At 50.3% G+C, this 26,615-nt stretch carries 25 protein-coding genes and 1 tRNA gene; 10 read left to right on the forward strand and 16 right to left on the reverse strand.

The features are described from left to right. Window positions 1-5: 5 nt before the first annotated feature. Genes panB through F459_RS0118380 form a run of 3 tightly spaced genes read right to left on the reverse strand, consistent with a single transcriptional unit; the run spans window position 6 to window position 2,489 of the window. On the reverse strand, window positions 6-788 hold the full coding sequence (gene panB, locus F459_RS0118370) for a 3-methyl-2-oxobutanoate hydroxymethyltransferase (protein ID WP_020614176.1): 783 nt from the start codon (window positions 786-788) through the stop codon (window positions 6-8). Continuing rightward, window positions 785-1,555 carry a phosphopantothenate/pantothenate synthetase gene (locus F459_RS0118375; protein ID WP_020614177.1) on the reverse strand — a complete coding sequence of 257 codons (771 nt, stop codon included), beginning with the start codon at window positions 1,553-1,555 and terminating at the stop codon, window positions 785-787. Before F459_RS0118375 ends, panB begins: the two co-directional genes overlap by 4 nt. Further along, window positions 1,548-2,489, reverse strand: coding sequence for a pantoate kinase (locus F459_RS0118380; protein ID WP_020614178.1), 942 nt, complete (start codon window positions 2,487-2,489; stop codon window positions 1,548-1,550). Before F459_RS0118380 ends, F459_RS0118375 begins: the two co-directional genes overlap by 8 nt. 76 nt (window positions 2,490-2,565) lie before the next feature. Between F459_RS0118380 and F459_RS0118385 the strand changes: the two genes are divergently transcribed. Next, window positions 2,566-4,317 carry an outer membrane protein assembly factor BamB family protein gene (locus F459_RS0118385; RefSeq protein ID WP_020614179.1) on the forward strand — a complete coding sequence of 584 codons (1,752 nt, stop codon included), beginning with the start codon at window positions 2,566-2,568 and terminating at the stop codon, window positions 4,315-4,317. A 35-nt stretch (window positions 4,318-4,352) separates the two neighbouring features. Beyond that, the gene (locus tag F459_RS0118390; RefSeq protein WP_020614180.1) at window positions 4,353-5,960 is read left to right on the forward strand and encodes a P83/100 family protein; all 1,608 of its coding nucleotides are present in this window, start codon (window positions 4,353-4,355) and stop codon (window positions 5,958-5,960) included. Between the two features lie 24 nt (window positions 5,961-5,984). Here the strand turns inward: F459_RS0118390 and F459_RS0118395 are convergent, their stop codons facing one another. The 9 genes from F459_RS0118395 to F459_RS0118435 form a co-directional block, all read right to left on the reverse strand. Beyond that, entirely contained in the window at window positions 5,985-6,425 is a 441-nt protein-coding gene (locus tag F459_RS0118395; RefSeq protein ID WP_033302071.1) for a ParB N-terminal domain-containing protein, read from the reverse strand. Window positions 6,426-6,444: 19 nt separating this feature from the next. Then, complete coding sequence (locus F459_RS0118400) at window positions 6,445-8,946, reverse strand: penicillin-binding protein 1A (RefSeq protein WP_020614182.1); 2,502 nt, start codon at window positions 8,944-8,946, stop codon at window positions 6,445-6,447. Between the two features lie 195 nt (window positions 8,947-9,141). Then, on the reverse strand, window positions 9,142-10,137 hold the full coding sequence (locus tag F459_RS0118405) for a hypothetical protein (RefSeq protein ID WP_020614183.1): 996 nt from the start codon (window positions 10,135-10,137) through the stop codon (window positions 9,142-9,144). Continuing rightward, entirely contained in the window at window positions 10,134-11,042 is a 909-nt protein-coding gene (locus F459_RS0118410) for a LysM peptidoglycan-binding domain-containing M23 family metallopeptidase (protein WP_020614184.1), read from the reverse strand. The genes F459_RS0118405 and F459_RS0118410 overlap by 4 nt, the downstream gene beginning before the upstream one ends. Next, window positions 11,042-11,470 carry a hypothetical protein gene (locus F459_RS0118415; protein WP_245540223.1) on the reverse strand — a complete coding sequence of 143 codons (429 nt, stop codon included), beginning with the start codon at window positions 11,468-11,470 and terminating at the stop codon, window positions 11,042-11,044. Before F459_RS0118415 ends, F459_RS0118410 begins: the two co-directional genes overlap by 1 nt. Further along, window positions 11,457-12,440, reverse strand: a complete 984-nt coding sequence (locus tag F459_RS0118420; protein ID WP_020614186.1) for a tetratricopeptide repeat protein — start codon at window positions 12,438-12,440, stop codon at window positions 11,457-11,459. Before F459_RS0118420 ends, F459_RS0118415 begins: the two co-directional genes overlap by 14 nt. Then, complete coding sequence (locus F459_RS0118425; RefSeq protein ID WP_020614187.1) at window positions 12,440-13,456, reverse strand: MlaD family protein; 1,017 nt, start codon at window positions 13,454-13,456, stop codon at window positions 12,440-12,442. Before F459_RS0118425 ends, F459_RS0118420 begins: the two co-directional genes overlap by 1 nt. Window positions 13,457-13,510: 54 nt before the next feature. Next, complete coding sequence (locus F459_RS0118430; RefSeq protein WP_020614188.1) at window positions 13,511-14,293, reverse strand: ATP-binding cassette domain-containing protein; 783 nt, start codon at window positions 14,291-14,293, stop codon at window positions 13,511-13,513. Between the two features lie 11 nt (window positions 14,294-14,304). Beyond that, complete coding sequence (locus tag F459_RS0118435; protein WP_020614189.1) at window positions 14,305-15,081, reverse strand: MlaE family ABC transporter permease; 777 nt, start codon at window positions 15,079-15,081, stop codon at window positions 14,305-14,307. Between the two features lie 139 nt (window positions 15,082-15,220). Here F459_RS0118435 and F459_RS0118440 point away from each other — a divergent pair, with 139 nt between their 5' ends. The 3 genes from F459_RS0118440 (at window position 15,221) to F459_RS0118450 (ending at window position 16,970) form a co-directional block, all read left to right on the forward strand. Next, on the forward strand, window positions 15,221-16,198 hold the full coding sequence (locus tag F459_RS0118440; protein ID WP_020614190.1) for a cyclic nucleotide-binding domain-containing protein: 978 nt from the start codon (window positions 15,221-15,223) through the stop codon (window positions 16,196-16,198). After that, a complete protein-coding gene (locus F459_RS0118445) occupies window positions 16,195-16,845 on the forward strand; it encodes a Crp/Fnr family transcriptional regulator (protein WP_020614191.1) in 651 nt (216 codons plus the stop codon). Before F459_RS0118440 ends, F459_RS0118445 begins: the two co-directional genes overlap by 4 nt. Window positions 16,846-16,898: 53 nt before the next feature. Next, window positions 16,899-16,970: transfer RNA gene (locus F459_RS0118450), tRNA-Thr, on the forward strand. Here the strand turns inward: F459_RS0118450 and F459_RS0118455 are convergent. Beyond that, window positions 16,971-18,014, reverse strand: coding sequence for a uroporphyrinogen decarboxylase family protein (locus F459_RS0118455; RefSeq protein WP_026295107.1), 1,044 nt, complete (start codon window positions 18,012-18,014; stop codon window positions 16,971-16,973). Between the two features lie 231 nt (window positions 18,015-18,245). Here F459_RS0118455 and F459_RS0118460 point away from each other — a divergent pair, with 231 nt between their 5' ends. The 5 genes from F459_RS0118460 (at window position 18,246) to F459_RS0118480 (ending at window position 23,540) form a co-directional block, all read left to right on the forward strand. Beyond that, window positions 18,246-19,142, forward strand: coding sequence for a carbohydrate ABC transporter permease (locus tag F459_RS0118460; RefSeq protein ID WP_026295108.1), 897 nt, complete (start codon window positions 18,246-18,248; stop codon window positions 19,140-19,142). A gap of 10 nt (window positions 19,143-19,152) precedes the next feature. Then, window positions 19,153-19,998 carry a carbohydrate ABC transporter permease gene (locus F459_RS0118465; protein ID WP_020614193.1) on the forward strand — a complete coding sequence of 282 codons (846 nt, stop codon included), beginning with the start codon at window positions 19,153-19,155 and terminating at the stop codon, window positions 19,996-19,998. 17 nt (window positions 19,999-20,015) lie between these two features. Beyond that, the gene (locus F459_RS0118470) at window positions 20,016-21,329 is read left to right on the forward strand and encodes an ABC transporter substrate-binding protein (RefSeq protein ID WP_020614194.1); all 1,314 of its coding nucleotides are present in this window, start codon (window positions 20,016-20,018) and stop codon (window positions 21,327-21,329) included. Window positions 21,330-21,394: 65 nt separating this feature from the next. Beyond that, window positions 21,395-22,849, forward strand: a complete 1,455-nt coding sequence (locus F459_RS0118475; protein WP_020614195.1) for a sensor histidine kinase — start codon at window positions 21,395-21,397, stop codon at window positions 22,847-22,849. Then, the gene (locus F459_RS0118480; protein WP_020614196.1) at window positions 22,842-23,540 is read left to right on the forward strand and encodes a response regulator transcription factor; all 699 of its coding nucleotides are present in this window, start codon (window positions 22,842-22,844) and stop codon (window positions 23,538-23,540) included. The genes F459_RS0118475 and F459_RS0118480 overlap by 8 nt, the downstream gene beginning before the upstream one ends. 15 nt (window positions 23,541-23,555) lie before the next feature. On the opposite strand, the gene galE is transcribed toward F459_RS0118480, so the two are convergent. The 3 genes from galE to F459_RS0118495 are packed head-to-tail and all read right to left on the reverse strand — an operon-like array spanning window position 23,556 to window position 26,583. Then, complete coding sequence (gene galE, locus F459_RS0118485; RefSeq protein WP_020614197.1) at window positions 23,556-24,569, reverse strand: UDP-glucose 4-epimerase GalE; 1,014 nt, start codon at window positions 24,567-24,569, stop codon at window positions 23,556-23,558. After that, complete coding sequence (locus F459_RS0118490) at window positions 24,566-25,687, reverse strand: phosphotransferase enzyme family protein (protein WP_020614198.1); 1,122 nt, start codon at window positions 25,685-25,687, stop codon at window positions 24,566-24,568. Before F459_RS0118490 ends, galE begins: the two co-directional genes overlap by 4 nt. Beyond that, the gene (locus F459_RS0118495; protein ID WP_020614199.1) at window positions 25,684-26,583 is read right to left on the reverse strand and encodes a nucleotidyltransferase family protein; all 900 of its coding nucleotides are present in this window, start codon (window positions 26,581-26,583) and stop codon (window positions 25,684-25,686) included. The genes F459_RS0118490 and F459_RS0118495 overlap by 4 nt, the downstream gene beginning before the upstream one ends. Window positions 26,584-26,615 lie beyond the last annotated feature (32 nt).

The following is a 26,615-nucleotide window of genomic DNA, read 5'->3' on the forward strand; positions in this document are numbered from 1 at the left end:
CAACCTTAGTGATAGGTGTGAGCGGCGTCCGGGAACCTGCCGCTACGAACATCTTCCCCGTAGGAAGATACGGCCGAGCAAATTGTTGTTCTAAGATCTGCATAGGTTTTGACGAATTTAGCAAGATGTCCGCTGGTGAGTCCCAACATATCGTTTATGACAAGCACCTGGCCGCCGCATCGCGCTCCCGCTCCGATGCCTATGGTGGGAATCGAGAGCGCTGCACTTATTCGTTCGGCAAGGGACTCGGGGATACATTCGAGGACAATGGAAAAAGCGCCGTGCTCTTCAAGCCTTTTTGCATCTTCTATCATGGCTGCGGCGGACTCGGCGTCCTTGCCCTGAACCCTGAAATTTTCCGCTGTCTGCGGAAGCAGGCCGAGATGCCCCATCACGGGAATACCCGCAGAGCTAAGGGCCTTACAAACGGCAGTATCGGCTCCTTCGAATTTTACTGCGTCCCCTCCCGCGTCCATCAGCCTCTTACCATTTTCGAGGGCCAAGGCGGCGTTCGAAAAGGAGCCGTAGGGCATATCGGCAACAACCGGCATATCCGGTGCCCCACGGCGTACCATAGCGGTGTGGTACGCCATCTGTTCGACCGTCACCCCTTTTGTTTCGTTCTTTCCCTGAACAACCATACCAAGGGTATCGCCGACGAGAATCCAGTCCGCCTTCGCCTCCTGGCAGATGGATGCAAAGGTTGCGTCATAGGCGGTTATCATTACGATAGGCGTTTTACTTTCCGTTGCTTTGCGCTTTTCCTGCCACTGCAGAATTCTATTCATGAGGCCTCTCCCGCAAGGGCTTCAAGTCTGGCCGAAATAAAACGCAGGGCCTCTGCAAAGGCCTTGTTGTTGTCGAATCCGTCGAGAACGGTCAGACATTCGGCTTTGCTTAGTTTTTTGAGTTCGATCGCCGCTTTGGTAATTGCCGGAACCGCTCTGACGATATGATCCATAATAGAGATCGAGGCGGTTCTGCTGGTGCGGCTCAGGGGATTCAGATCAATGGTGATAATCCGTTTGCCCATATTCACAAGGGCCTCGGTCCTGTCTCCGTCCTCAAGGGGAACAAAAACGGTATCGGCAATTAAGATTCCCTCCGAATCGACCCGCTTACGTTCACTGCCTATCTCCGGGATCTGTCCTTGGCGGGATTCATCGGTACCGAGGATTTCCCTTGCCCCGGCCTTTTCCATTAGCTTTGTAATGGCATCTATCCGCTCCCTGCTGCGGTAAAAAAGGTTAATCTCCAGTTTCGCCCCGGTAGCTTCGGCAAGCTCGACCATTGCTTCGGGACAAAGGGCCGCAGCATTTCCATTTAAGGAAATGATCGGCCGTTCGGCACACAAGAGTGCCGCTGCCGCAGCCCTGATCGGTCCCTGCACACAGTCGGGAGTTTTCTCTCCTATCAGATAATCAAAGGCCTCTCCCCGCCCGTGGGCGATCAAGCCTTCTGGGGCAAGGACCTTTGCATCGACCATATCGACAAGGTGTTCCCTCATCCGAATCGATTCATACCGGGGATGATCTTTCGGTAAAAACTCACTCATGGATAACACATCCTCCCTGTTTCGACGAGGTAGTGGTAAAAAGATACCCCTTTTCCTCGCTTCTGGAAAGAGCCTGTGCCTCTGCTTCGGCACTCTCCTTATCGGGGAACAAGGCAAAGGCGGCATTCCCGAACATCAGCATTGCCGTAGGTGCCCCGATTGCGTCGAAGTGATCGAAAAGCCTACGCACTTCGGGGGTAATGAGCCCTGACCGTTCATCAAAGGCCCTGCTTGCCCAGAGAAAGGCTTCGAGCGTCGGGGTGCAAAGAAGATCTGCGATCAGCTGTTCGCCGGTATCGTTGATACGTCGCCTGATATCTGGGTCAGAGAGGGCGGAACTGGTCGAAATTTTGCGATAGACGACAAAAAGAAGGTTGAGATCGTCGGAAATAGGTATCGATACCACCTCGCCTGTCCCGGGGGCCCCCTGTTTCTTACGAATTTCAACACCGCCGCAGAATTCACCAATGACCGTTCCGAGTCCTGTCTTACACAAAACTTCGGCTCGATGGGCCATTGCACCTGCCTCCTCTGCGGAGAGTGGAGAACCCAGGGCATGGTTAAGAGCCAGCGCCAGACTGAGCACCCCTGCTCCGCTGCTTCCGAAGCCGCTGCCTTGCGGAATTTCGATTGAATGAGATATTTCTCTGATGACAACATCCTTCAAGAGGGCAGCATCTTGAAAGAGGGAGATGAGCCTTTTGCTTACCACAAGGTCGCTACGTTCTTTGCCGTTTGAGCGGTAGATTGTCTTATCCCCGGCACTGTGGCCTCCGGACTGTGAAGCGGAGGATAGCGTGACCGTGGTTGTTACCCCTCTTGCAATGGAAAACCCGGCCCCGATCGAGCCCTTGCTGTCTATTGAATCCTCATCGTCCCGTATGGAAAAGAGTCCCGTTATATGTCCTGGGGAGAAAGCCTTTGCAGTGATCATAACCGGATCAACGATACTTCAGCAGGAGGGAAAAAGTCAATCGACAATCGATCGATACTGTGATATGAGATGTAGAGTGAGAAAATTCGGAAGCCTGTTTCTCATTATCCTGTTGTATGCTCTTTCCCTCGTTTCCGCCGATCCACTCTCTTTTGAACAAAAGAAGATTGCGGTGGGCGGCAGGGTCACGGGATGCCTTGCCGCAAGGCTCGTGCCGGCGTTCTGGTTTACCTCGCGCGACCGCTACCTCTACCGATATCGCGAGGGGGATGAGGCCCCTGTTCGCTGCAGGCTTCCCGATAGGGCCGCTTCACCTCCGGTAGAAGGGGCCGACGGGAAGATCTATCTTCTGCTGGAGGACGGCAGGCTTTTCGCGGCCACTCCCGGCTGTATTGGGGCTTGGTTATTTCAAAACCCAAAGGGATTTCTTTCTCCCATAGCGGGGGATGGAGACGGGACGCTCTATTTAGCGGGGAAAGGCGGAAACCTTTCTGCCGTGGCCCATACCGGAAGGCTTCGCTGGTCTTTGCAGCTTCCCTCCCTGCCTCGGAGTGGACCGGTGCTTGTACGAACCAAGACAGGAGAGAGACTCATCGTGGTCTCATGCGAAGGGCGTAGAAGCTATGCCTATGGTACCGATGGGATCCTACGATGGACCTTCCTTTCTGCCGGCGAGGTCCTTTTTCCAAAAAGCGATGGGGTACGACTTTTCTTACCGACGGATGCGGGAACCATTACTGCGGTGGATGATAATGGTGTGCTCATCTGGGAGCACCAACTGCCTGCTGTCGCGGCCGACTGTGCCGTCGATGCGGAGCGGGATCTGCTTTTCATCGCCGACAGGCTTGGCAATGTCACTTGCCTCGATGCCACTTCAGGTACTGCTGTCTGGGAATTCCCCGCAGGTCGTGCCGTCTTTTCCCTTGTTGTTCTTCCCGGCTTCCCTCATTCTGTGGAGAGGGAACAAGAGGCAGCCCTTGCCATTAGTGCCGGTGACGGCGGAATCGTCTTTACAGATAAGGATGGAAAGGCGCTTGATCAGTTCCAAAGCCCCGCTCCTGCGGCCCCTCTTTCGACGGATGGGCGAGGCCTTCTTCTCTTTGGAGGAAGTGATTGGCTTTTCCGTCTCTATCGTTTTCCTCCCGCTTCCTCAGCCTCTTCATCCTCCGAAGCTCCACGACAAGGCTCCGAGGACGAGAGAAAACCGAAATCTCTTTTTTCGATAACCGAGCCTCCCTTTGACTTTCATTATCTTCAATCCATTGCAAGCTCTGCAGATCGTAATGGCCAGGTTGCCGCTTTGGCGGAAATACAAAATAGGCTTGAATCCGGAAAACCCGATCGCGGCAGCTCCTATCTTCCTGTACTGCTTCACTATTTCGCAAGCGCCGCCATTGATTCCCCGATCAGGGAGGGGGGAGCCCTTCGAAATGATTTTCCTACTCTCCGCATTACCGCCGTCAGAATGCTTGCTCGATACGGGCATCCCTCTGCTTCTCGAATCCTGTCACGTTTGATCCGGTATGAGTGGGATCCCTCGGTCCGCATTGCCGCCTATCACGCATTATGTACCCTGTTGGACAACCCGGAAGGCGATGCAAGGGCCGCGGTTCGGGATCGCTTGTCTTCGATGGTCAATAGTAGAAAGGATGAGCAGGAAGTCTCTGCCGCCAGTGATGCGCTTTTTTACCTCGCCGCCTACCATGGGGGGCTGGAAGAGAAGGATCTTGAGCTGCTGCTTGCCGTTGCCTACGGCCCCTTTGGGAGGGAAACACGTTCATCGGTGCTGGATACCCTTCGACAGGGCGGAAAAAGACGATTATACTAAGAGAAACCATGGGGAAGAAGAAAAAGGAGTGTATGATGAAAGGATTTCCGCATCTGACGATGCGTTTTGTCGGTCTGGTAGTGGCCCTCTCGGCCGCACTCCTCCTACCGCTTTCGGCGCAGGAAGTGGCGACCGGTGAGCTTTTCACCGTTCAAGCCGGAAGTGTTGAGTTCCTGAACTACGAGGGGCCTCATCAGAAGATTGAGAGTGACGGTCAGATTCGGGGAATAGGTGCGGCTATGGCCGACGGGAGAAGTTTATCCTATCTCGGAAAATATCGCATCATCTCGATAGTTCCGAACTCTCCCGATCTGCTGGGTGCAGATATTGTTGAAATACTTGATGGGGCGCTTGTCGATCACATTGATAATGTGAGGCGCATTCTTTCCGGTTTTGTGGCAGCAAAGTACGGCTATGACCAGGAGAAGGCCGATACGATTGCGCTTTTTACCACCTACTATAATGCGGTCCACCGTGGTGATCTTGAATATGTCCGTTCCCACTACACCGAGGCGGTCCTCTCCCATTTGGATGAGAAGAAGATGGGAATCTCCACGAGCTACAAAGAGTGGCCGGGAAATACCCAAATGCTTATCCCTCTATCGCTGGATGGAACGGGGAGTGCCCGGATTTCCGCCGATACCGTAGGTGGAGATGAGGTTGTCCAGGAACTTCGAAGCGATGAATCGAAACAAGGGCTCGATGATCGAAAATCAATGGTGGAGTTGCGGGAAGATCAGCTTGAAGAAGATAAGGCAGCCACCGCTGAGGAGCGAAAGCAGCTTGAAGGGGATACTGCTGATTTGCAGCAGAAACAAGAGGCTGCACATGCTCAGCAGGAGGAGATTGACCGTCGTCAGGAAGAGGTTGCTTCGGCCCTTGAGGGGGCGGAACCTGGCAGCGCAAAGGAGTCTGAGCTGAAAGGGCAGCAGCAGGAGCTGGCGAAGCAGGAAGAGCAGGTTCAGGCGGCCAAACAGGAGCTCGAAGAGCAGCAGCAGGAGCTGGATAAACAGGAAGAGCAGGTCGCCGCCAAGGAGAAAGAGCAGGCCAATCGGGAAGAGTCAATCGGGCAGGAGCGCGACCGGATTGCAGGGGATGAGCAAAAGACGATTACAGAAGAAGAGGCTGCCGCCCGCCAAAAGGCCGCCGGTGCAACAGCTCCGGGGTTTACCTTTATGCATGTCCGGGAGGAAAACGGGATGATCCTTTCCTCAATGGTTATCTACGACTCTGAAAGCGGAAAAGAGCGGGGTAGGTCCGCCGTCAATGCCATCCGCGGTAGAAACGTCTATCCTGTCTCGGGTGGTTATCTTGCAGTTGTCGGCATAGATGCCCCTCCCAAGGCTGTGAAGCTGATGCTCTTGAATAGTGATGATCTTTCCGTGTCTTCGGAGAGTGAACAGCATCTCTACGGAGAAAGCTGGGTGCTGTTAGACAATCAGCGTGCGTATGTGGTGGCATCCTTCGGCGGAATATGGAAGATTGCTGCCTTCGACAGTGGCGATCTGAGCCTGTTGGCACAGTCCGATGTTGAGGTTGACCCGAATACGGTCATTCAGAAAACAGGAAAAAATATCATTGTAGAAGGCCGGGATGGATCACTCCTGAAGCTCGATCCAGAGGGCCTTTCCGTGATTCAATAATAAAAAAGGAAAATAGAGGAACACTTACAGGAAACGGTCCTGCTCTCTGTCAGGCCGTTTCCCTTTCTTCTTTTGTCCATCTCTACCGAAAAGCATGGAGAAGAATCTCTTAATTGCATTCCATATTCTACGAAACACGGAGGGATGCTTCAGTTTGTCGAGACGATTATAGCCGTCGGCAAGTTCATCGGCCGCAAGACTTCGTCGGTGGAGATTTTCCTCGATTTCAAGCTCCAGCATCTGTATTTCCGTTTCGACATTGACAACCCTTACCTCGATACTTCTCCAGCCCAGGGCCTTTGCCGCCTCCAGGCGGCGGTGGCCGGCGATGAGCTCGCCGTCTTGATTGACGACGATCGGATTCATAAGGCCGAAGGTTCTCAGGCTTTCCATAAGCGGTTTTAGATCTCCGAGTTCCTTTCTGATCCGCTTTCCAATATAGATCTCTTCGATTCGCTTATTCATATTTCCCATCCACTCAAGCTTATTCAAGCAACGGATTGTAATCGGGGGTGTCGTTTCCTCCGCTTCCGCTGGTTCCATCGTCGGAGAAATTGATATCGGGAAGCGTTGAGCTGTCAAACAACGAGTTGCTTGTATCTACATTAAAATCCTCGATAGTGAGAATATCTTGTAGATTACCGACCAATTCCTTATCCCGTTCCTGTTCAAAACTATGTATGGGGCAAAGCTGTTTTGGTTCCGTACCCGCAATAAAAACCTCTTCGATGGTATGGTCGCATAGTTTTGTGGGCAGCATTCCCGATTCGGCACAAACCCTGACGGTTACGATGCCAGAAGGCCTTTCGAACTCCTTTGGTTCGAGCCCCGCATGAATCTTTTTCATATATTCAGCCCAGATTGGTCCTGCGGCAGTTGCACCGGTAATCTCACGACCAAGAGAGTTTCCGGGAGTATCGAATCCAAGCCAGACTGCGGTGGTCATGTAGGGACTGAATCCCACGGTCCAGGCATCACCCCAGTTCTGCGTGGTCCCTGTTTTTCCCGCCATCGGCATGCCGTCGAATCCTCCCACGTTGATGCGCCTCCAACGCAGCGTTCCGAATTCAACGGTACTTTGGAGCAGGCTGACCATGATATAAGCGGCCTGAGGGGACATGATCTGGAGGTCCCTTCCTCTGTTTTTCTGCATTTCTCGCAGCCGTTCTTTTTCCGGTTCAAGAATGGTATTACCGTTTCGGTCGAGAACCTGGGTAATGGCGATCGGCTCAATTCGTTTTCCATGATTGGGAAAGGTCGAAAAGGCCTGCACCATATTGATAGGAGCTACACTGGTGACACCAAGGCCCAGTGGGTAGGAGCGGGGAAAGAGGACACGATCCTCTTTCCTATCTTCCATGCCGAGTAGTTTACTTATTCGGTCGATGGCAGTTTCGAAGCCGACTCCCTCAAGAACCTGCAGACTGGGTACATTCATTGAGGTCGCAAGAGCATACCGCAAGAGAACCGATCCGTCCCAGGTCCCAAGATAATTAAGGGGTTGATAGGAATTCCCCATATCGTCGTAGAAAACGATGGGGCCGTCATAAAGCCGTGTTGCGGGGGTAAACTTGCCCGAAGAGATCGCCGCAGAGTAGTAGAGCGGCTTGATACTGGAGCCCGGTTGGACCTTTGCATCGACAGCCCGATTGTATTGCTTTGTTTCAAAATCACTTCCGCCTACCATAGCGAGGATATGTCCGTTTCGGTGGTCCATGGTGATCAAGGCGCCTTCAATGAAATTTTTCTTGATCCTCGATGACTCTTTTGTCCCGGCAAATCGTGCAACACGCATGATGTCGTTGGAGCCGAACAATAGCGAAAGGGCCTCAAGGGGGGGCTGAAAGTTGCTGTAGAATGAATCTACAGCGGCTTTTTTCTGCTTTGCCCCGGCCACCTTCATATCTTCGAGGTTAAAGGTGAGGGCCAGAAGATCCGCTATGGGAACATAAACATCGTCGGCGATCGAAAGCCTTCTCCCTTTCAGCGTACGATATTTTTCATTGACGTCCACGAAGGCCTTATTCATGATCTCATCGGCGATGCGCTGATAGCCAAGATCAAGGGTGGTATGCACGATATAGCCGTCTTTGTTGATGTCGACAGCACCGTAGAGCATATCGTTGAGTTTTATCCGTACGTATTCCGAAAAATAGGGTGCCTTGCTTTCATTGTCGAAGTAGGCGCTTGCGATATTCGAGCGGGAGAAATCGTAATTGTTCCAGTAATTCTGGAAAGAGACATCGGCTTCCTCCCTCGTCGTAAAGCCGTTGGCAACCATCTGGTCCAGAACATCTTTTTGTCTACTTCTGGCCCGTTCGGGGTGATTAATAGGGCTGTACAGGGCTGGACTTGCAAGCTGTATGACGAGAATCGCCGATTCGGCGACGGTAAGCTCTTCAGCGCTGTGGCCAAAGTAGAACCGGCTGGCCGCTTCCACCCCATAGGCGTTGTGTCCGAAATACATATCGTTGGCATACAGCTCGAGTATTTCATATTTTGTCAGATCCCGTTCAAGTTGGAAGGCATACCAAAGCTCTTTAAGTTTTCGAAAAATCGATATATCGGTCCTGTCAGCATAGTAGCGTCCGGCAACCTGCTGGGTAAGGGTACTGCCTCCCGAAAAGTAGCTGCCGGTAAGAACATTCCATGCAGCCCTGGCTGTTCCCCGAAAACTGAAGCCATGATGTTGGAAGAATGTAAGATCTTCCCGGCTGATCAGGGCAAGGATCAGTGTCTTCGGCAGTTTCGTGATGGGAACGATATCCCGTTTCTCATCGGAAAATATCTCCGTAATGAGCTCCCCGTTGCAATCCAGAATCTGAGTTGGAAGGGCAGGTTCAAAGTTTGTGAGGTCCCCTTTTATATCGGTATTGAAGGTCTGAGACAGGACAAACCCCGTGGAAAAACCGACCACAAGTGAACACAATATTGTCAGCACCATGATAATCTGGGCCTGAATTCGGCGTTTTCTGGAACGAATCATAGCTGCTACAGTAGGGAGGAACGGCGGAGTTGTCAAGGGAACGCTAAGGGGGGATCGCCCAATACAATCCGACAAAAAAAGGCCGATTCGGGGAGAATCGGCCAGGTGGTGTGCCGTCCGCAATGCATAGTAAACTGGGAGGGGAACTATAACATTGCTTCCGACATTTTTATTATCGACTATGAAAGAGAAAACTTAATGGTCTTCTATAAGAATATCAAAAAAGAGCTCAATATTGTAGTTTTTTCCGCCGTTTACGGTGAATTTTCTGCTTAGCTGATAGTCTCCGAACCTGAAAAGCACCACATGTTCTCCAGGAGAAATGGCAGCCTCTTCCCCAATCGGCTGATTAAGCTGTTTTCCGTCGATGAATACCACGGTACCGGTCGGTGCACTGATGGTGTAATGGCTTTCAAGAAGTTCGGGTGCTATTGCCAATACCGTCGTTTCTCCCTTTGTGATGTTGAAGGTACGATTTTCCTCTGCAAAACCGTGAATGTTCAAGCGGAGAGTATGCAGGCCACTGCTGAGCTTGAGCTTTTCGGTCAATTCTTTCTCTGCATAGCGCTTATTATCGATCAAAAACTGTGTATCTTCTTCAAGCGGTTTTTCGACGCCTTCGGGAAGCTCTAGAGAGAGGGTGAGAAATCCAACATCCTCCAACAGAAGATCAACCGAAATACCGATATCGGCACTGAGTAATTCCGAGGGAAGCCCTTTCATGATGGGAACAATCTGAAGAATCAGGGGAAAAGACTCCATTGCTATCTTGTGGTCGGGAAGAATAATCCCCGGCCCTCCTTGCCCTAGTTCATCACTAAGCGGCAAGCGTAAAAGGAGCTTACCTGAGGGAGGGATAAGACCTTGATAGAGTAATCTACCTTGGAGTTGCTGCATCCCTTCGGTCGGAGCGGTGGAAAGTCCTCCATAGAGGGAAAGTGCAAAACTGTCCCTATAACGGAGAAACGGTCTGGGAATCGTCAGCAATACTTCCACGGACTTTGCAATGGGGTTTTTCACCGAAGGAATGGCAACCAGTTCAAAAAGCCTGAAGTGGCCTTCATCGCCCGGTGCAAGGGAGCTAGTCAGCTCACCCCTTACCGTTTCCGCATGTGCGTCAAAGGAAATCAGCAAGAGTGAGAGCGCCAGCATGACGGCAATGGGTGCTGTTCTGCTTGTCATCGTATTCATTTAGAAATCTCCGGTAAGAGATTTTGGGGATCCCTGGCCATTCCTCCAAAGCGGATTTCAAAATGAAGGTGAGGACCTGTCGACCTCCCGGTATTCCCTACGCTACCGACAATCATATCTAATCTCACGGGGCTTTTCAATTGTACATTAATGCTTTTCAGGTGACCATACACCGTTTCATACCCACCTTCATGAGAGAGTATCACATAGTTTCCCAGAACACTATCGTAACCGATCTGCTCAACAATACCGGAGCGTGCAGGCATAACAGGGGTTCCTTCGGGAACCGCAAGGTCTATTCCGTGATGGAAGCTTTGGTCCCCGGTAAAGGGGTCGCGTCTCATACCGAAACTGCTTGTGAGAATCGATCGCTTTACCGGGAGCCTGAAGAGGATCCCGAGGAAATAGGCCCGTTGAAGAGCATTAAATCGCTTTTCCGGGAAAAAAAGGAAGGGGCAGGAGCTCCCGTCTTCGTTTCTGATGAAAATATGCATCCCTTCGGAGGCTTTCGCAAGCATTGCAACGGAGAGAATCTCAAGATCACTTTCGGCTTCCGTCGCAAGAAACAGCCCGGGCTGATTCGGTATCAGCAGTGGCTCATCCGGCAGGAGGGAGGGGCCATCGAGACGATTAAGCGAGGCAAGGGTATCATAGGGGAGCGAGCATCGGGCGCTGAGCGAAAAAACATCTTCATCCTCTTGCGGGGTATAGCTGAAAAAGGCGAGTGGAGGGCGCGCATCCCCTGTCGCATCGGCCCGGTAGGATGCCTCGATATCATCCATCAATTGGGTAAATAGAGGATCTCCCCTTTGAAGCATTGCAATTTGTGGATAAGGTAAGGCGACAAGGGGAAACGAGGAGAGAACCATCAGCGCAAAAAAGGGCGATATGCCTTTTCTAATCATCAACTCCGTCCGGTTTTTACCCTTGTATCACTGAATAAAAGTCCTGCCACGCCAAGGGTGGGGAGAGCCGCAATGATTGCGGGAATGACCCTCGCTGAAGCAATAAAGCCTGCTACAAGGTAGAGAAGGCCCAAGAGAAGAATAAGCTCTATGCTTTTTTGGGTGAAATGCTTCACTTCCTCGCGAGATGTACCAGACAGCCTTTTTGCCGCTCTCCAGATAAGGTAGAGAGCTATCAAAGACAGTACGGCAGTCGTATAGACGACGGGATGCCGAGTGGCGATAAACCAAAGAGGAAAGGTAATAAGAAGCGCAAATAGTCCGATTCCCAGCAAAAAAACAAGAAATGAGACGATAGTACGAAAAAATCTGACGTAAAGGCCTAAGAACAGGGTTATCCCGTGTCGTTTTTGATTATTCGATTTCATCATCCGATTGTTTACCTCTTTGTTCAAGTTTCTGTGCGGCCGCTTCGTAGCGGAAAGCGTTTTCTTCATCTCCCAGCGCTTCGGCCAATGCCGATAGGCGATGCAGGACCTCTATTGCCGAATCGAGGCGCTCCATCGCCTGATAGATCATGAAACATTGGCTAAAGGATGTATAGGCTTCATCATTGTCGTTTCGCTTTTCGGCAACTATGGCGATGGCGTAAAGGTCGTCGGCTATGGCAAGGCTGCGTTCCAAGGCTCTATCGATCAGCAGTGCTTCCTGAAGAAGTTCGTCAGCCTTCTCATATTGTCGGCTTGCAGTGGCCACCGAGGCAAGCATGTAAAGGTTGTTGGCCTCTTCTTCCCGGGCCTTCTCCCGGCGATTAATGGCGAGACTCGATATGAGAAATTCTTCGGCTTTTTCCAGATCACCCTGCCGCCTCATCAAAATCCCACGATCGTGATAGGCTACGGCGCGCTCTCTCGTATACTGTTTTTCGTCGGAAGGGAGGATTTCTGAGGCCTCCTGGAGCAGTATACCCGCTTTCTTCTCGTCATCGGTTGCAAGGTAGAATTCTCCAAGGAGGATTTTTCCCCGGGCCTGCTTGCCTACAAGACCCTCCTTCTCCGCAAGCATCAGCCCGTCGGAAAAGGCTTGTCGTGCCTCTTCAAACTCTTTTAACTCGAGACGACATCGTCCAATATCGAAATAACTGTCAATAATACCCTCTCTGTTGTCGGCAAGAACCTGCTGTCGAAGAGCGTAGGAAAAGAAGGTTAAGGCATCCTTGTATCTGCCTTCGGTGAAATATTCCTTTCCAAAACTTGCGAAATCGGCCGCCTGAGCCTTTTTCCCTTTTGCCGGCGGCTGCTCCTTCGGCAGCGACGAGCAGGCGGATAAAAGCACTACTGTCGCGAGAAGAATGCTAAAAGGAAAACTGCATGTGCGAATACCGTTGCTCCCTTCCATCAAAACTCCCGGTCCCGCAACCCTCCGAAGGTTGTCGGCTGGGCGGTCGTTTTGGGAATCCCTCCCCGAAGCAGGGGGTTGTTTTTCAGCCCGGTAAGCACATCCTCGCCTTGGTTTATCGCATCGATGGTCTGGTCGAGCAGGGTGCTGATTTGCGGCTGCTTTTCATTGGCAAAGGCAAGAAGCGTCCTGATTTCTTCGGCCGAAGAGGCAAGCGAATGAAGGATATTGCTCATCATCTTATAGAGTTCTTCATTATCGTTCAGTAATTTCGCCACCGATCCCTGCGGATTAAGGAGCCTTGTAGCAATGCCCGTCGTATCCTTGAGACTTTCGGTAAGGGTTTCCACATTGTCGAGAATGGAGCCGACCGGAGCAACGGCACCGTCACTCATCTCTCTGACATTGGCGGCTATGGTGTCGGTCTCTCTAATAAGCGAACCAAGGGGAGCCGTGTTTTTTCCATGTACCAGATCGTCGATACTAACCAGAAGTGTATTCAGGGAATCGATTGTCGGCCCGATACTGACCAATATATCGGAAACAGCGTCGCTTCCCTTCGGGATGGAGACCAGAGACTGAGCGACCAGCCTTTTACCTTCTTCCATATCAAGGGAAGGTATCATTGAATTCTCCGGTAGCGGCGGACCCTGGCTCTTTCCCGGATAAAAAAGGAGTCCGCTACTGCCTATTCCCAGGGGATTGACGGCCAGCTCGAGAACGGAGTTTTGGCTTACCTTTGAGTAATAGGTATCGAATATATGAAAATCAATCATGACGGTATTGTCCTCAAGCAGGGTAACCGCATCCACCGCCCCTATCTTGAAGCCCTTCAACTTTATAGGCATACCGTTTGAAAGGTTGTTTCCCGATTCAAATCGGCTGGTAAAGTGGTAATCTTTTGAAAACCAACGCTGGTTGATACCCATCAGAATCAGCAAGCCGGCAACTGCCAATAATGCAAGAAGAACGAAAAAACCGACGACCTGTTCCGCAAAGCGGATGTGGAATTTCATTCTGGTGTTACCCCCGAAGCCTTTCCGTCATACTACCTCTGCCCTCATTCGGTGTCAAACATCTTCAAGCAGGTTGAGGATATCGTCGTCATAGCTGGAAACATGTTCCAGAACCGAAGCTAAGACCCCTTTTGTTACGGGATGACTACTTCTTTTTACCACATTGAAGGGGCCGGATTCTACGATTTTTCCCCTGTCTATGATAAGCAGATGGTCGGCCAGAAGCGAGATGAGGTGTGAAGAGCCGCTGCTGATGATCATGGAAGTTCCCTCGATCTTCAGCCTTTTAAGCAATTCCAAAACCCTTGCCTCCGAAGCTGAATCAAGATTCAAAAGCGGCATATCGACGAAAAGCAGCTTCGGATGTGAAACGATCGCCCGTGCAATACCGATCATTTTTTGTTCGCCTCCGGAAATCTGGCTGGGACGCCTTTCCGGTTTGTCCCGATACCCCACCTCGGCCATTGTTTCCAATACCTTCCCGGATAGTTCTTCCCCAGATATATGCGGGAAATGTACCTTGAGAGGAAAGGCTACATTCTCAAAAACCGTTTGGTTTGCCCAGAGTGCGGCATCCTGAAAAATAAAACCGCTGTTTTTACGAAAGGCCTCTTCTTCCCCTCGCCTGAGTTGAAAAAAGCTCTTTTCATTGACTCTGACGATTCCCGAAGAGGGTGTGAGCAGACCGGCGGCAAGTTTCAGCAAGGTACTCTTACCGGAACCGGAGAAACCGAGGATCACCGTAACCGATCCGGGAGAAAAAACATGATTAATTTCCGAAATAATCTCGGTATCTCCGCGCATCATACAGACCGAATCCAAGCTGATGGTATACACTTGCGGCTTCCTTAGAGATAATAGATAAGGGTGATCAATGCATCGGCAACGATAATCAATACAAAGCTTTGCACAACGGCCTTTATGACAACCTGCGGGACCTCGGTGGAGGACTGCTCCACCCGAAACCCGTTGTACGTAGCCGAGAGCGCTATGATTGCACCGAATATGAGGCTCTTGATCATGCTGGAAACAATGTCGGCCGAACGGATATGCGTAATCAAATCATACATATAATCACGCATAGGAATCGGTTGGATGAAGCTGGTAACAAAAAACGAAGCGATCAGGCCGAAAAGGTTAAAATAGATGTTGAGAAGAATCATGCTGAATATCACGCCGAGGAAGCGTGGTACGACCAGATAGGAAATTGGATCGACTCCCACCGAGGTATAGGCCTCGATCTGATGGCTTACCACCATTTGTCCCAACTCGGTGGCGATTGCGGTGCCTGACCGGGCAATGATGATAAAGGCACAAAGCAAAGGTCCCAGTTCCCGCATGATGACCGTGATAAGAATCGAATAGATCAGCTCTCCCTGGCCGAACTGAGGAAGCAGATCCACACCGTAGACGATAATGACACCACCCAATATCAAGGCAATAAGACTGATGACTCCCAAGGCTTCGACGCCGGTAAACAACAGCTGCATCACAAGAACCCTGTAGCCGATCTGCCTGCGCCTGAAAAAGGGAACCGATTCCTTAATCGTCCGAAGGAAAAAGCCGCAGGCGTAAAAAAGTTCCCTGATAGAGGCTATTACCCTATGGCCAAGCTCTTGAAACATGTGCCAAGTGTAATCCATGACCCATCTTCAGGCAACATGCTGTAATGCCTGCCCCTCCTTGTGCCGATAGAAGAACTATAGTTCCAAAGCGGTTGACACAGATACAAGGCTGTTCCTACAATTCAGAAGAGGAGAAGCAATGCCACGGGCTGTACAATATAAGGCAAATTCCATCGTCTACTTCCAAGGTGATGTTGCCGAACGCATCTATATTCTAAAATCCGGAAAGGTAAGTCTGAATTACAACGACATCGAAACCGGGCAGGAGCTTCATGAGTTGATCCAAACCGGGGAGTTTTTCGGTGTAAAATCTGCCCTTGGCCGATACACCAGAGAAGAAACCGCCGTTGTTCTCTCCGATGCCCAAATGGTAGTCTTTACCGTTCCCGAATTCGAACAGCTAATCATGCAGAATACCAGAATCATCATGAAGATGCTTAAGGTCTTTTCCAACCAGCTGCGTCGTATCCATAAGCAGGTCAGGAACCTGATCAGTTCGGGTAAGGAGAGTACCGATCCCGAAAGTGGTCTGTTTCGGATCGGTCAGTACTATCATCGGGCAAAAAAGTTTCCTCAGGCATTGTATGCCTACCGTCGCTACCTTACCTATTACCCTTCGGGAAAATATGCCGATGAGGCAAACCGCAATATTCCTCTCGCCGAGCAGAATGCCCAGGGATCTATGCGTAGTTCGGCTCCCGTGAGCGCAGCACCTGCCCGGGAAGAACTCTCGAATGCAGCCAAGGCTTACTACAATGCTGTGAGTCTCCACAGTCAGGAAAAGTATCAGGAAGCGTTGAAAGAATTTCAGCGTATTGCCTCGGATAAAGCTGATCAGGAGTATGCGGCAAAAGCCGCATTTGAGATCGGTCGCTGTTATTTCGCCCTTGGTCGGTACGACGAGTGCATCAGACATCTAAGCGGCATGATCAAAACCTATCCCAAACATCCGGACCTGACCGATGCCCTTTTCTACGTTGGAAGTTGTTATGAAAAAAAGGACGATATCCCAAAGGCCCTCGGATTTTACAAGAAAATTCTTACCATGGTTCGTGAGGATATGCCGATACACCGGAAAGTGAAGAAAGCAATTGCCGCAATGGGGGCTGCATCATGAGTCTTGACCTTTCAATGTTCGGACGTTTTGCCCAGACCTATCAGCCCGGTGATATCATCTTCTGTGAATATGAACCCGGCGATACCTTCTATCTCATTCAGTCCGGAAGGGTTCAAATCGTAAAAATCATGGATGATATCGAGAAGAACGTTGATATTCTTCAGCCGGGGGAAATTTTCGGCGAAATGGCTATTCTTGAAGAGGCTCCCCGTTCCGCTTCGGCCGTTGCCATCGATAAGGTGGTAGCTCTCGAATTCAACCGCGCCAACTTCGAGATCCTTATGAAGGGAAATCCCCAGATCGCCCTAAAACTTTTGAAGCTTTTTACAAAGCGTATCTATGATCAGAAGCGTCGCTTTATGATTCTTACCCTGGATGATATCCAGGCCAGGGTTGCAGACGTCTTTATCATGCTTGCGGAGACTCAGCCTGCAGACGATCCGGATGTAAACGAGCGGATCTTTAAGACCACCGTCGATGATATTGCGCACTGGGCCGGGATGAGTCCCGACAAATGCAAGCAAATTCTCCAGCATTTTGCAAACCAGCGCCGCATAGAGCTCTATGAAGATAGGATTGTGGTAAAGAATATCAACGATTTCGGTCGTTTCGTTCAGAGCCGCAGGCGTAATCAGCAGGTCGAATAATTACCCTTCGGTACTTGATTTTTTTCTCAGCATTGGGTAGTTTTTTTCAGCACGCCAAAGTAGCTCAGGGGTAGAGCAACGCTCTCGTAAAGCGTAGGTCGTGAGTTCGAATCTCACCTTTGGCTCTAATCTCTTGCCAGGAGTTTATGGAATAGCAAGTGGTTCTGTGGGTCATATCCTGGTTCCAAGTGATAGTTTACGGTGAGTTCGCCGCCATCGTTGTCGGCTTGTATTTTTTTCAGCCATTCACCAATTTCCACTTCGCCGGTACCGGGGAGCAGCAGTTCAAGGGGCGGCATGAGATCGATCGGCAGGGTATTCCCGAAAAACCTTCTCACTGCTGCCACGTCGGTCCCGCTTCCGGTATCGAGAACGGCTATGGGCGCGCCCTTTTTTATGGATTCAAGGAGGTGCGTGCAATTCCCGCAATGGTGGAGCCGTATCGGACCAATCGCTTTTCCGAGTCGCTTAAGCGAGGGGATGATGAGTTCTCCGTAATCACTAGGGCTTAACATGGTTCCCGAGCATTCTCCGATGTGGAGTCCTGTTATCGTCATCCCGGCAGCCCTGGCAAAGGTAAAAATCAACCTTGTACAAACCTCTTCGTACCAAAGAAAGAAGGATGGCAGGAAATCCGGCTTATCGTAGATCGAGAATAGAACATCCTGACCGAAAAATTTTAAGGCGGTAGTTAGTGGACCGTGTATGGTGGCCCTTCCGCCTCTGTCCCAGAAAAAGGGTGGGATGACGGTTCCTTCTTTTTTGAGTGCTTCAATCTCTGACAACCAGTTTTTCACCATCGGATGGGCTGTGAGTTCTCCCGGTTCCGGTAATGCTTGTACGGAAGTGATACCGGAAAGGGGTTTTTCTTCTATATCTGCGTCCTGGTCGGGATAGGCAATAAACCTGGCGCCAAGCAGCATGCCGATGATGAGGTTGGGTTGAATTGCTCCGACAAGAAAATCCTCAGGATGGTAGTGAGGCAGGGAAACCAAATTCGATTCCAGGTTACAGATGGCATATCCTGAGAAGTGCTGTTCCAAAAACGATGCAATCTTCAGATCGACCTCTTGTCGAAACCGAGGAGAAAAATAGTACTCTTCGCCGAACCTTATTCCCGTTTCTCTGTGTATCCATCCATTTGAGACACTTGCCGCTATCCTGACCACCTGAAGCCTCCTTCCCTCTATGATAGGCCCCTTATGGGCAAAGCGGAAGAATGATTTCTTCTCATACCCGAGAAGCCTTTTTAGGAAGAAGAGCGGAAAAGGTATGATATCTGCTCATACCTATTGTACCGGCTTTTGAAAAAAGTGCATGAAATGTTGTGGAAACTTCATACTTGTGGATTAAGAAATTCTTCCTCTACAATCACTTAGAACATCAAAGGAGTTTTTTTTGTGAAGCGTAAGAATACCACTATGGTGCTCCTCTTCCTGGGCCCTTGTCTCTTGCTCTATCTGCTTTTGTTTCTTTATCCCGCGGTAAAGGCCTTTTTTGTCAGCCTCTTTGACTGGAACGGTTTTACTTCGGACATGCAATTTATTGGTCTTGGAAATTTCCGGGAACTTTTTTCCGATACGCATTTCTGGTCGGTCGTTATGGCCAACAGCTTCGGCATCATTTTTTTCGGTGGGATTCTGACCTTTGGTATCGCCTTTTTTCTGAGTGGTCTTATTGCTACCGGTCCGAAGGGAAAGAAATTTATGCGTGGATTGATCTACTTTCCCTCGATTATCAACCCCGTCGCCGTCGCCATTCTGTGGTCGTTTATCTATAACCACCAGTATGGTTTGCTGAACGGTTTTTTACGGGTGATAGGGCTTGGGCATATTCAGCCGACATGGACGGCCCCAGACACCCTGTTTTGGGCTATTCTGGTTGCGCTGGTCTGGATGTATTCGGGATTTTACTTTGTGATCCTCTCTTCGGCCCTGGAGAGGGTTCCTGTCGACCTCGTTGAATCGGCAAAATTAGAGGGCGCTTCCGAATTCCGTATTTTCTTTACGATAAAAATTCCGATGATTTGGGACGTCCTCGTTACCACGATTATTTTTTGGTGTATTACCGCAGTCAAGGAGTTTTCCCTCCTGTATGCCTGGGGTGGGGGTGTGGATGTTCCGCAGGCAGGGGCACAGAACCTCGCAACCTACATGTATATGACGGCCTTCGGACGGAGAGTGACCATGTACCGCATGGGATATAGCACAGCCATGGGTGTGGTGATGTTTCTTATCGTTGCCCTTTTTTATCTTATCATTACCCGCCTCACCAGGCGCGAAGAAATTCAGTATTAGGAGTAAGCGCATGAAAATCCTGACAAAAGGACGTACTGCCTGGGACATCATAGCGAGAGTGCTTCTTTATCTATGGTGCGCTTTTTCCATATTTGTTTTTCTTTGGGTCATCAACAGCTCTCTGAAAACAAATCAGGGATTTTTCTCGGATATCTGGGGAATCGCACACTCACCGCAATACGGGAACTATCGAAAAATCTGGACGACCTACCATTTGGGAACCTACTTCATTAATTCGCTTCTCATCGTTATTCCCTCTGTCTTAGGCTTGCTGGCCGTCAGTGCTCCGGCCGCATATGTTCTGGCACGCAAAGAGTTTCCTTTTCGGAAGCAGATTACCAACCTGGTTTCTTTCGGCATGGGGATTCCCTACCAGTTGCTGCTGGTCCCTCTCTTTTTTCTCCTTTTTAACCTGCGGCTGATAAACAGCAAATTCGGGCTCATCATGGTGTACATTGCCCTTTCCATTCCCTTTACCGTATTTTTGCTGCTTGGCTATTTTCGTACCCTGCCCAAAAGCCTTGAGGAAGCGGCCGAGATCGACGGATGTGGTCCCATGCTTACCTTTTTTCGGATCATGCTGCCTTTGACACGAAACGGTTTGGTTGCCGCCGCCGTCTTGAATTTCGTGGGGTTGTGGAATGAGTTTTTATTGGCCCTTACCTTCATCAGCAAAGATTCCAACTATACCCTCTCCATGGGACTTTATGCCCTTCAGGGGAGTCTCCAATACACAGGAGATTGGGTCTCGCTTTTTGCAGCCTTTACCCTGGTGGTTATCCCTACCTTTCTGCTGTTCATTCTCCTTTCCCGAACCATCGTGGCCGGTATGACCATGGGGGCGGTGAAGGAATAAAATTCGGAGGTTTGAAAATGAAAAAGAGGTTGTCGATTCTTGCCTTGATCGCTCTGACGCTCCTCGGCTCTTTGTATGCCGGAGGAACGCAGGAGGGAGCTTCTGACGGTTCTATCGAGTATGTATCGATGTGGAACGCCGGAGAGCCCCAGGCAATCTTCATGGAAACAATGGCAAAACAGTTTGAAGAGGAGACTGGCATCAAGGTTGATATAACCTTTGCCGGTCGGGATGTCCTTACGAAAATACGGAGTCGCCTGTTGATGCAGGATGCCCCCGACCTGATCGATCAGGATTTTAGTGAACTTTCCGGTGCACTGCTCAAGGGTGACAACGTCCTGGTGGAACCCCTCAATGATTTTCTTTACAAGACAGAGGGGCCCGAGGGGCAAAAACAGATGATGGACCTTTTTGATGAGCATCTGGTGAAGCTGTATGCAAAGGATGATTCGATCTACTTTTTCCCATACGAATTTATCACCTCCGGTTTCTTCTACGACAAGACCCTTTTCGCCGAACATGGCCTTGCCGCACCTGAAAATTGGAAAGAATTTATCGATACCAATCAGCAACTTACAAGCACCGGTGTCCCTGCTCTCGCTCTTGACGGGAATATCTCATTTTACAATGCCTACTACTACTATTGGGCGCTTACCAGGGTCATGGGTCCCGGCCATTTAAAAGATGCTGCGGCAGATGCCAGTGGAAAGGTCTGGGATGATCCCGGATACCTAAGCGCCGCCAGGATGGTGTATGAATTGAGTGCAGGTGGAAAGAATTTTTTCCAGCCGGGCTATGCGGGCAGCAACTATCCCGCCGCCCAGGCTGACTGGGCACTGAACAAGTCGGGCTCTATTCTTTGCGGTACCTGGATCCCATCCGAGACAAAGGAACAGCAAGTCGACGGTTTTGAGGTCGGTTTTTATCCCTTTCCCGAGGTTTCAGGAGGCAAAGGATCAAGCGCCGATGTCGAAGCCTACCTGATCGGCTTTGCCATTCCTACGGGAGCGAAAAACATCGAGGGAGCCAAGGCCTTTATGAAGTATATAAGCAGAAAGGAAAACGCCGAAAAACTGGCACACGATACCATCAATATTGCGGCTCGGAGAGATGCCTCCTACCCGGATCTTCTTACCGAGGTAAAACCGGTAGTGGAGCATGCCGAGAATTTCCACGTCTCCTATGACGGCGCCATGCAGCTTTACCCAGAGTGGTTTGCCAATGTATTTTATCCCGCTGATAACGATCTCGTTTTCGGAAAAATCACTCCGGAAGCCTTTATCGCAAGGATGAAGAGTGAGACGGCAAGGTATTGGGAAAGTAAGAAATAGACAATGATTCGGCAAGGAGCTCTCAGAGCTTTCCGAGGGCTCCTTTTCTGATATGATGAACGGCAATGATCTATCTGATTCCTGTCTATCTGATTTTTTCTCTTATTGTGACCATACGGCAAAAAAAGGATTCCAGCCTTTTATGGTTTCTATTAATGCCGATTGGTTTTTCTCTTGCTCTTTTCGGTCTCATTCTTTTTACCGAATACGTCTCCTTCGCCAATTTCATCGAAAATCCTCTTTTGATAAGCAGCAATCTCTTCATCTGGAAGTTGAACTACTATCTTGATCTCTCAATCTTCGGCATGTACCGCCTCATGGATGTCGGCATAGCCTTGTATATGCTCGGTGCGATAGGTTTTCCCCTTTCTCAGCACCCCCGCAGGGGGCTTCTGCGCAAGGGCAGCTTTATTGTTGCCGTACCGGCATTGCTCATCCTTCTTGCCGATCCGGGGATCCTTCAACACGTATTCGAGCCCGATTCGGTCTTCCAGGGAATGCAGGAGATCCTGAGCGGCTTGAACATTCTCAATCGTCTGTTGAATATTCTGGTGAAGGCGGCCTTGATCACCAGTCTGGTTCTTTCGCTTTGGATATACTCGAAAACGCCGAAGCCTTTTAGAAAACGATCGGAACTGATTATCCTCGGGCTTGTTCCGATACATGTTTTGGTTTTTGTTCTCTTTTATTGGTTTCCGAGCCATTCGATCCATATATGGCGCTTGTCGACGGTAAAACTCATCAGTCTTCCGTATACTCGTTTTACCGCGTCGCTTATTTTTGTGCTTTCCTTTTTTTCGCTTGGTGTCTTAATCTATATCAGCATTGTCTATAACAGTTTTGCCCTGAATGATCAGCGCCATCAGATCGGCTTTAAGGCGAGGATGAAGACAGCCGGCAGCGGCCTTAAGATTTTTACTCACTCGATCAAGAACCAGTTTATTGCGGTGAAGCTCCTTGCAGAACAGGGCCTTGTACAGGAAGCAAGCCACCAACAGCTGGAAGGTATCCATGCAATCTGCGAAAAGACTATCGCAAGGCTCAATGCCCTTCCCGTGCTTCCAGACCGTATCGCCTTAACATATTCGCATCTTACAACCTCTTCACTGCTTGGACGGATCGAAAAGGAGTATCCCGATGTTGTGGTTCGCAATACCGTTCCGACGGCGAAGATGGTGGTAGACGAACATTATTTCATCGAGGTCCTGCGGAATCTCATCATCAACAGTAAGGAAGCCGTCAGGGGCGTGGAAAACCCCTACATCATTATGTACTGTAACCGCCAGTTGGATTATCTTGTTATTTCCGTCGAGGACAATGGCTGCGGCATCGACCGCGCCAGGCAGAAGCATGTTTTCGAGCCCTTTTATTCTACGAAGCCTTCAATCACCAATTGGGGAATGGGGCTTGCGTTTTCCCAGCAGCTTGTAGAGGCGTTCGGGGGAACGATGCGTCTCGAAAGTATGCCGGATATCTTTACTAAGGTCGAAATATATATCCCGGAGGCTTCAGATGAATGATAAAAAATCAATTACCTGTATTGTCGCCGAAGATTTTCCCGAACTCAATAACATCTATCAAAGTATTCTTAATCATGAGCCTGATATTCGGGTGGTTGCTTCCGTAACCAGCGGGCGGGAACTCCTTTGTGCGGTGGAACAATACCTGCCCGATGTGATCTTGATGGATATTGAGATGGAAAGTCCGACCGCCGGAATAGATTACTGCCGACAGATCAGTCGTTCCTATCCCGATATTCGGATCGTCATTCTTACCTGCCATGAAGAAGAGGAGCGGGTCTTATCTGCCTTCGAGGCTGGGGCTGTCGATTATCTTCTCAAAACGGATTCTATGTCCGATATCATCATTGCCATAAAGAAGGCGTACAAGCACAGTTCTCCCATTCACAGCTATGCGGCCCAGATGCTTAGAAAGCAGATGCGGGCGATGGGGCATTATAAGGAAGAGCTTCAAAAGTTTACGATGGCCTTTATGACACTCACTCCTGCCGAGGTAGGGATCCTCAAGTTATTGCTCGACGGCTATAAACAAAAGGAGATTGCAAAGTATAAACATGTCGAACTGGTGACGGTAAAAAGTCACGTCACCAGAATTCTAAAGAAATTCTCTCTTCGCAGGACCAGTGAGGTCGTTGAAATGATTCGTTCCCTCGATGCTCAGGATTTTGTCAGGCAATCGAAGTCGGTATAGCCGATAGCTTCGAAGCTATGAACGGTAGCCCTTTGGATTTTTGGACTGCCAGTTCCAGGCCGATGCCACCATCTCATCAAGCCCGTATTCGGCCTTCCAGCCAAGCTCTTTGTTTGCGCGACTCGGGTCTCCCAAAACTTCGGCAACATCCCCGTCTCTTCGGGGACCGATGACATAGGGAATCGGTTTGCCGCATGCCTTTTCAAAGGCCTTGATGATTTCGAGGACGGAGTAGCCCTTTCCCGTTCCGATATTGAAGATTGAGTTTCCTTCGGCCCCTTCAAGATAACGCAGAGCGGCCGTATGCGCCCTGGCCAGATCAACCACGTGGATGTAGTCTCTGACGCCTGTTCCGTCCGGGGTCGGCCAATCGTTACCGAAGACCACAACCTTCTCTCGGATTCCCGCCGCAACCTGTGAAACAAAGGGAACAAGGTTATTGGGATATGCGGGGTCCTCTCCTATATCTCCGGACGGGTGTGCACCCACAGGATTAAAATAGCGGAGGATGACACTTTTCCAACCTTCCGCCCCGGCCGTGTCTGTAAGGATCTGTTCCATCATCACCTTGGTCCATCCATAGGGATTGGTCGCGCTGACGGGGGCATCTTCGGTGACCGGAACCTTTTCGGGATCACCGTACACCGTTGCCGAGGAACTGAAGACAATGTTTTCGACTCCGAAAGCCTTCATCATCGCAAAAAGGGTGAGGGAACCGGTGAGGTTGTTATCATAATAACGCAAGGGTTCCTGTACCGATTCTCCGACGGCCTTCAGGGCCGCAAAGTGGATAACGGCATCAATAGGGCCTTCTTGTTCGAAAACCTTCCGCAGGGCAGCCTCATCACGCAGGTCGCATTGGTAAAAAGGAATGGCCTGGGAAGCAAGTGCTTCGACGCGACGTACCGACTCCTTACTGGCATTCACCAGGGAGTCTACGATGACCGGCTGGTAGCCGGAGGCTATGCATTCGATGTTGGTATGGCTGGCAATGTAACCAGCACCGCCTGTTATTAATATCTTTTTCATGATGCTTGTATCCCTTCATAACAGGATTCCACGATCTCTTCAAGTAGGTGACTTTGTTCCTGCATCGATTGAACAAGCTTCATCTGGGTTCGGCAACGCACCAGATTATGGTCGGGCGAGGATATCTTGAAGTATCGATCTCCTTCGAGGTAGTCGGTGAGGAAGCGAAGGCCGACCTCGTAGGTCATCAGTTTTGCCCCAAAGAAGAGATTCGACCGCTCTTCTGGCAGGAGAAAACCGTATGTTGTTTCAAGGTAGCCCTGGGTAATGGCCTTGAACAGTTCGGGAATAAGACAGACCTTTGAAAGATCACGTTCGTCCTCTGCGGCGGGAGAGGTGGAGGTGCGCACCAGATCGCCGAAGTCGTAAGGGGCAAGACCGGGCATCGCCGTGTCCAGATCGATGACGCAGACCGCTTCGTTTGTCTGGGTATCGATCAACACATTGTTTAACTTCGTGTCGTTATGGGTAACCCGCTCCGGGATACGCCCTGATGCATTGAGATCCGTAAGCCGGGAAACCTGATCCGCAAAGGAGCGGTAGAAATCGATTTCCCCGGCTGCCGAATCTTTCCGTTTTAGCGGATCTTCTTGTAAGAGCTCCTCAAAACGCCGAAAGCGGCTTGGTGTATTGTGAAAGTCTTTGATGGTTTCGTGAAGACGCTTGCCAGGAAGCTCGGTCAGGAGCTGCTGAAATGCTCCAAAGGCTTTTGCCGCCTGATATGCCTGGTCTCGGTTCTCCACGATGTCGTATCCGACCGCTCCTTCGATAAAGAGATAGAGCCGCCAGATTTCTCCCTCATCGTCGCAGGAATATGCCTTTCCGTCGCGACTGAGAACGGTGGTCAGGGACCTTCTTGATGCGTCCGGTCTGCCGACTTCCTGTAGCCGCTTCTGGCTTTCGACACAGATGCGGTGGACATTCTCCATCAACTTAATTGGTTCATGGAACACATGGCTGTTGATCCGCTGCAGAATATAGCGCAGCGGCCTTCCCGCCTGATCTACGCTTACCGCATAGGTATCATTAATATGGCCGTTTCCGTAGGAATGTGCTTCGACAAAATCCCCGAGAATCCGGAAATTCGCACATACGTTTGCAAGGGCTTCTCTATTCATTGCTGTCCCCACAATGTTTCAGGATATGTTCCCGTCCGTATTGCCGCTGCTATTGCCTGCATAACCGCTTTTTTGTCCTCGGCATAGGTTACCCCATACCACCGCTCCTCTGTTTCTACGAGAGGTATCTTTGCATCCTGTTTTGCTATGAAGGCTTCGACAATGTCGGGAATGAAGAATTCCGCCTTTTCGTCGGTCCGATGTTGTGCAAGAAATTGAGAAAAAAGCGCTTTTGCAAAGGAGAAGATGGGAGGAGAAAAGAGCCACATGTTCATCGAGACCATTGTCTCTTCGGGGATTTCCTCTCCCTTCCCGTCGACCACTATTCCGGACGAGGCCCGCTGCAGTCCAAGGGTTTCGGTGATTGATGTGAGGTAGCCGCCCTCGCTCCGACAGATGCCGCGGGCTACCGTCCCGTTGGCCGAAAGGGTGTTTTTTAGGCGATAGGCTATCAAAGCGGCCTGAAGCCTTTGATTGTCGATTCCTTCAAGCCGCCTTGCGGCACTGGCAAAAGCCGACGGGCCGTAATAATCATCCGCATTAATGATGAGAAAGGGCTCGGTGACTTCGGCCGCAGCCGAAATGAGGGCGTGACCGGTTCCCCATGGCTTAGTCCGCAGGACAGTCCCCTTGTAGGGAGCGGGAATGTCATCGGTCTCCTGGAATACGTATGCGACTTCCAGAGTCCCTTCAAGCCTACGTATGATCTGCTCTTCAAAGGCCTTCACGATGTCCCGTCGTATAATGAATACCACCTTTGTGAAGCCAGCCCTTACCGCATCAAAAAGCGAATAATCCATAATCGTTTCGCCGTTGGGACCTATACCGTCGAGTTGTTTTAATCCCCCGTATCGGGACCCCATACCGGCAGCCATAATAACAAGTGTTTTTTTCACCTTCGTTCACACTCCATGCCAGGAAGCATAAA

The organism is Sediminispirochaeta bajacaliforniensis DSM 16054 (genome assembly GCF_000378205.1).
Taxonomy (GTDB): Bacteria; Spirochaetota; Spirochaetia; order DSM-16054; family Sediminispirochaetaceae; genus Sediminispirochaeta; species Sediminispirochaeta bajacaliforniensis.